2 protein-coding genes are annotated in these 2433 nt (G+C 27.9%); both read right to left on the bottom strand.

Annotated features, from left to right (window positions below; all coding sequences use genetic code 11):
• Nucleotides 1-416: 416 nt before the first annotated feature.
• Nucleotides 417-1988, bottom strand: coding sequence for a phosphoglycerate dehydrogenase (serA, locus tag MBCUT_RS00070; RefSeq protein ID WP_067257151.1), 1572 nt, complete (start codon nucleotides 1986-1988; stop codon nucleotides 417-419).
• A 46-nt stretch (nucleotides 1989-2034) separates the two neighbouring features.
• The coding region (locus MBCUT_RS11435; RefSeq protein ID WP_211263740.1) for a hypothetical protein at nucleotides 2035-2433 on the bottom strand (399 nt) is incomplete at its 5' end.

The following is a 2433-nucleotide window of genomic DNA, read 5'->3' as shown; positions in this document are numbered from 1 at the left end:
CACCATACTCCCCTAAGCTTAGCCCCATTGAACAGGTCTGGAGAACCATAAAAAAAGAATTATCCACAGAATTTATCGAAAGTGAAGAATTTCTAATTGAAAATTTTGAAAAATGGTTTTATGAAAACATTGACAAAAAGTCATATAGAAAAAAAATGGATTGATAAATTCATATTTAACATAAATAACGACCCATTAATTGTAAATGTGTGCGAATATGCAGTTTTAATACCATAAAATAAATTATAAATCATTTTATAATTTATTTTTAAACTTTCCAAAATAAACTATAAATAATAGTTATCAATGTAACTTAACAAAACATTAATTAATAGTATTACTTTATTTAAAGAAAATTAATGTAAAAAAACATGAAAAAATTATGTTAAAAATCATTTTAAAATATACAACTGTATTTATAGTTCTAATCCAACTGCATCAAATACATTTTCTAGTTTTCTAACTTCTTCCATAACATCTTCTGGGATTTTTTGATCTACGGTTAGGATCATTATGGCCTTTCCACCAGCTATATCTCTTCCTACTTGCATTATCCCAATGTTGATATTACGTTCACCTAATTTTGTCCCAATGGTCCCAATAGCTCCAGGAACATCTTGATATTTGGATATAAACATATGACCTTCTGGTTTAACATCAACCCAATAATCATTGATTTTTATTATTGTCGGTTCATGCATATCAGTACCTTCTACTGAGAAAACATCATTGTCACTAATTCCTTTGACTTTCACTAAAGAGTCATAGCCATTAGCATCAGAAGTTTTACCTTCTGTTACCTTTATTCCTCTGGCTCTAGCTATTGTTGCAGCATTTATTGTATTTACTGGATCATTTAAGATAGGATTAAGAATTCCTTGGAGTATGGTTCTAGTTAAAATATCTTGATTAGGGATTTTTGCGAGCTTTCCACTGTACAATATTTCTAACTCTCTTATTTGACCATTTATGGATTGAGTAATAAAACTTCCTAGTTTTTTACATAAATTTAGATAAGGTTTTATTTCTTCATAGGTTTTGGGATCAACCACAGGCATATTTAAAACATTTTTAGGAACTCTGGATTCTAATACTTCAATAACTTCATTAGCTACAATAATGGCAGCATCTCTTTGAGCTTCTCTAGTAGAAGCTGCAATATGGGGAGTAACTACTATATTATCTAAAGTTAATAATTTATTGTCTACGGGAGGTTCTATTTCATAAACATCTAAAGCTGCCCCCCCTATTTCTTCATTAACTAATCCTTCGTATAATGCTTCTTCATCAATTATACCTCCTCTTGCACAATTGATTATGTAACTATCGTTTTTCATCATTTTAATCTCTTTTGTTGAGATTAAATGTTTTGTTTCATCTGTCAATGGAACATGAATTGTTATAAAGTCTGCTTCTTTAAGTACTGTATTGAGGTCAGCTAATTGAACTCCCATTTGTTTAGCTACTTTTTCAGGTAAGTAAGGGTCATAAACTATTGCATTCATTTCAAAAGCTTTACATCTACTTACAACTTGAGATCCTATTCTACCCATTCCTACAACACCGAGGGTTTTATTTCTCAATTCAACTCCCATGAATCTGCTTTTTTCCCATTTACTCTCTTTAACAGATTTATCAGCTATTGTAATTTTCCGAGCTATTGATAACATCAAACCCATAGTATGCTCAGCAACAGTTATTGAAGTAGATTCTGGGGCATTGACCACCATTATTCCTTTTTCTGTAGCTGCTTCTACATCTACATTATCCACTCCAACCCCAGCTCTAGCTATTATCTTGAGTTTTTCGGCATTTTCAATGACTTCTCTTGTAACTTTGGTTCTACTTCTTACTATGATTGCATCATACTCAGATATTGTATTAAGTAATTCCTCAGGAGTTATATTCGTGTCTACCACTACTTCAGCTACTTTTTCTAAATTATCAATACCTTGTTGATTTATTGCATCTGCAACAATTACTTTCATTATTTTCACCTGTATTATAAGGAATTTAATAGGATAATATAATAATTTATCTTAGTTTTATAATTATTGTTTTATAGCTATTAGTTTTATAGTTATTAGTTTTATAGTTATTAGTTTTATAGTTATTAGTTTTATAGTTATTAGTTTTATAGTTATTAGTTTTATAGTTATTAGTTTTATAGTTATTAGTTTTATAGTTATTAGTTTTATAGTTATTAGTTTTATAGTTATTAGTTTTATAGTTATTAGTTTTATAGTTATTAGTTTTATAGTTATTAGTTTTATAGCTATTAGTTTTATAGTTATTAGTTTTATAGTTATTAGTTTTATAGTTATTAGTTTTATAGTTATTAGTTTTATAGTTATTAGTTTTATAGTTATTAGTTTTATAGTTATTAGTTTTATAGTTATTAGTTTTATAGTTATTAGTTTTATAGTTATTAGT

The sequence above is a fragment of the Methanobrevibacter cuticularis genome, from assembly GCF_001639285.1.
Classification (GTDB): Archaea; Methanobacteriota; Methanobacteria; order Methanobacteriales; family Methanobacteriaceae; genus Methanobaculum; species Methanobaculum cuticulare.
This window is presented reverse-complemented; position numbering and strand designations above follow the sequence as displayed.

Bases quoted from the DNA above. Each gene is read 5' to 3' on its own strand.
- serA (WP_067257151.1), bottom strand. From the start codon at position 1,988: ATGAAAGTAATTGTTGCAGATGCAATAAATCAACAAGGTATTGATAAT.